The sequence below is a fragment of the Pseudoalteromonas sp. APC 3893 genome, from assembly GCF_030408095.1.
GTDB lineage: Bacteria > Pseudomonadota > Gammaproteobacteria > Enterobacterales > Alteromonadaceae > Pseudoalteromonas.
Genome location: NZ_JASDCD010000052.1, coordinates 1 through 3,472 on the forward strand (window position 1 = coordinate 1; position 3,472 = coordinate 3,472).

Consider the following 3,472-nt stretch of genomic DNA (forward strand, 5'->3'; position numbering starts at 1 on the left):
CATCCAGATGTTACAGCACTAATAATAAGGAAAAGTACATCGACAAGGTTATGATGCTGGTTGATAGTTGAGCGGTTATCTTTTACAAGTTCTAAATGGGAGAATAAGGACATAAGAAATATAAAGTGATGAAATTTATAGTATTAGATCATAAACTATGAATGTTTACAAAGTATGATCCTGCCCTGTTAAGTGACTGGTCTAATTTTAGGTTTTTATCTTAACGAAGTAAGTAATAAACCATTTCACTACATACTCAAAATTAACACCCGTTTAGTAATTTAAAGTCAATTCACTAAACGGTTATAAAATGCCGTGTTTTATAGGCACAGATGGCTTAACCAAAGCGGCTTTGAAAAGTTAGGGGGAATTAAAAACTTTAGCTTGAGCTTGTTTGCTATTAATTAATTCTTTTATAGGTTTAAGTGAAATAATTAACTCGCTTTACCTGTCTTATACCTACAGTAATAAACGCTATTTAAATACAGAAACTAAGCAGTTTGATACATTTAAATCCGCAACAACTGTTGAAAGCGTCAAATATAAAATCATAAGAGGCCCATAATGGAATTTACACATAAACGCACCACCCTAATTACAGCATCGTTATTGTTGCTATTAGCAATATCACAGGGTATTTATTCAGCCCTTTACAGTGCTGAAATTAGCTTTTCAAGGCAGGTGGCTTGGGGGCTAGAAGCACTGGTATTTACTTTATTGGTTGCCTTTGCAGGCACAGCTATGGTGCAAGCAAAAAACGCTCAACTAGGCTGGTCGGCAATCGCGTTCAGTGCAGTCCTAAACATAGTCCAGGTAAGCATTGGTCTTACTTTGTTTTCTACATTTGGTAAAGTTGCAGGCACAGTAGAAGGCGCACAACCTTTAATTGGTGGCGTGGTGTCTCTATCATTCATGATTTACTACGCAGCTAAATTATTATTAGGATTAGCAGCCGTTGTTTTTGGCCTGTCTTTTATCGCTAAAGGCGGCAAAGCAATTGGCGGCCTTACAGCCTTTGCAGGCGCAGCTGCAATGTTAGCCAATGGTGTTTTAATTACCTGTGGCCGTGATGGATTCTTGCCATCAGGCGTTGCTGGTGCATCAGGCATGATTGCAACATTACTTTTAGCAATCTGTTTAATAAGTCTTAACCGTAAAGCAGATTAAGGCATTAAACCTCGGCGTGTATTAGAGATGCTAATTCGCCGATATTTTACGTTTAAAGTAATGGAGTTTAATGTGCCAGCAATCTTCATTTTCTCAAAGAGGATATGAGGCGCTGCACTTTTAGAGGTTATATTAAAAATTTTTAACCAATTAATTCTGTTGATGTATGAAGTCAAGATTTGATGTGGTAGCTTGAGGTTAGAAACCTCCAGCCCCCCGGTTATGCGTTTTTTAACACTAAACCTTTTGATTTATTGAAAATAACCAATGAAAATACAATTTCTGTTAAGCCACCAATAAAAGCACCAATTATAAAGTTAGCACCCAATAATATACAAAACATACCTGATAACATTAGCACAGCACCTAAAACCCAATAAATTTTTGCACCATATAAAGTATTAAAAATTAAGTAACGTACACCAATAGTCATGAGCATTATTGGATAAAACCACTCAACATGCAGCTTTGCAACATAAAAAGCCAAGAACAAACCGACAAATAAAATAATAGTGCTTTCTAAAGCAAGCTTACCTAAGGGGTTTTTAGGATTATGGTTTCCTGGACGCTTAAGTGCTTTTGATAGCAACATAGCCATCGGGTGTATAAACATACCACCAATAAAAAGAGTAAGCATACTTGATTGATTTGAATATAGTATTGCGACTAAACCTGCCAAGATCCAAACCATACCAGAAACAAGAACACCTGTTCCGCCTCCAAAATATGAAAAATCCATATCCTTTTGCGCTTCTTCAAACTTCATAGATACTCCATAATCTAGAACCGCATAACGAGCCTGTAGAATTACTCGTTTTAAATTCATTTTTATTGATGGATCAACCATAGCCGAGTTCCTACTTTGATTCAATCACTTACTTTAATTTCACATAAAATATAAAAAGAGGATTTGCTGTTGCTTTAATTGGCGTTTTGAAAGGTATTAGAGGTGTTTGAGTGGCTTATTTGAGGTAATAAGGGCTTACCTTTATTAATGTATCGTGTTTTGCAGCTTTTCTATGTTATGAACTAAGCAATACAGTTGCCGCATAATGAAGTGAATACATTCGCTTTTGTTTGACCCCGTAAGGTCAATTTATTCATGCCTTTATTGACTGTAATATTCCGCCTTCTATTTAAAGGAAAGCAGGCTCTATACGGCCTAGTCGTTTGCCATTCCTTCAATAAAAAGCTGCTGTCGCCCCATTGAGCTGTCTATTTTAACTTTGATTTTTTATAGCTAACGGTGGATTTAGATCATTGGATCCGCTGTAGGGTAAGGATGTGCTACTGGCGGAAATGGCGCTCTCTATTAAGGAATAGCCCGCACCAAAGTACGCAGTTTAATGAAATTGGGTGTTAGCGAGCGACTCGCCATAGTCTGTGGTATCACCAGTACCAAAAGTAGGCGCTTGGAAGCGAAGGTCCTTGTAGAAGCTCAAAAACAAAAGGAATTAACATTGCGCTAGGCAATAACTACTTAGCTTCACAAGGTTTAGTGTCATTGAGGGATATTTGGATCAATATTCATTACGGGAGATGAACCGCCCATTGCACTTCCTGTTAATAAAAAGCGCATGATGGGTGGTGTGGGGGCTGGAGGTTAGAGACCTCCGGCTACCCGATTATAAGCCGGTTACATCAAAGAGAGACCACTAGTTTTTTCAAGCTTAACCACTGTACGATGTGAAATTTTTAAAACTACTTTATCGTACTTTTTAAACTTAAACAGTACAGAGCCAAACAAACCAGTTTTAACAACTTTAACCTCGATGTCTTGTGTAGGTATCTGTAAGTTGGGGCTACTAAAATTAAAAGGAAAACTAACACCTAAGAATAAATTTTGTTCGTTAAGCCCTAGAATTAAAGAGCTACGGTAATATGTTGCTCCTAGTTTTCCTGTTATAAAGTTAAACTTTTTGCCTTGAAATGGATCTGAAGATTCATAATATTTCTTTAGAGAGTGCCAACCAGCTGCTTTAGATAAAACATAATTTACACCTAGGAAGAGACACAAAAATAATAAAAAATATAATATAAACTCCAAACTAACAATTATCCTCTATAGGCTTATAACGCTTCAATAAGCGGAACTTTATAGTTGGCTAAAATATTGAGCGAAGCGAAAAAAGCCAACTGTAAATTTTCCGTTTGATTGCCTTGATACTCATTGAGCCTCCTCCCCAGCATCGCGATTATTCGCTACGCTGAAAAGGCAACCAACCTTACAGGAGAAAGCTCAATGAACTTTTACAATAACATGCATCCATATTATTGTGGAATCGATTTACACGCGCGATTACTT

The 3,472-nt window shown here is 37.0% G+C and carries 3 protein-coding genes and 2 pseudogenes; 2 read left to right on the plus strand and 3 right to left on the minus strand.

Annotated features, from left to right (window positions below):
- Positions 1-113 (minus strand): annotated as a pseudogene (locus tag QMA12_RS21830) (ISAs1 family transposase); the annotation flags it as partial.
- 451 nt (positions 114-564) lie between these two features.
- On the opposite strand from QMA12_RS21830, the gene QMA12_RS21835 reads away from it, so the two are divergent.
- Positions 565-1,167 carry a thiamine biosynthesis protein ThiC gene (locus tag QMA12_RS21835; RefSeq protein WP_290211482.1) on the plus strand — a complete coding sequence of 201 codons (603 nt, stop codon included), beginning with the start codon at positions 565-567 and terminating at the stop codon, positions 1,165-1,167.
- A gap of 220 nt (positions 1,168-1,387) precedes the next feature.
- Here the strand turns inward: QMA12_RS21835 and QMA12_RS21840 are convergent, their stop codons facing one another.
- Positions 1,388-2,014, minus strand: a complete 627-nt coding sequence (locus tag QMA12_RS21840; RefSeq protein WP_290211483.1) for a hypothetical protein — start codon at positions 2,012-2,014, stop codon at positions 1,388-1,390.
- A gap of 399 nt (positions 2,015-2,413) precedes the next feature.
- On the opposite strand from QMA12_RS21840, the pseudogene QMA12_RS21845 reads away from it, so the two are divergent.
- Positions 2,414-2,710: pseudogene (locus QMA12_RS21845) on the plus strand (hypothetical protein); the annotation flags it as partial.
- A gap of 93 nt (positions 2,711-2,803) precedes the next feature.
- On the opposite strand, the gene QMA12_RS21850 reads toward QMA12_RS21845, so the two are convergent.
- Positions 2,804-3,214: a hypothetical protein gene (locus tag QMA12_RS21850; RefSeq protein WP_290211484.1), complete on the minus strand. Its 411-nt coding sequence runs from the start codon at positions 3,212-3,214 to the stop codon at positions 2,804-2,806.
- Between the last annotated feature and the right edge of the window lie 258 nt (positions 3,215-3,472).

Coding starts and splice junctions, on each gene's coding strand:
- QMA12_RS21835 (WP_290211482.1), top strand. CDS start 565: ATGGAATTTACACATAAACGCACCACCCTAATTACAGCATCGTTATTG.
- QMA12_RS21840 (WP_290211483.1), bottom strand. CDS start 2,014: ATGGTTGATCCATCAATAAAAATGAATTTAAAACGAGTAATTCTACAG.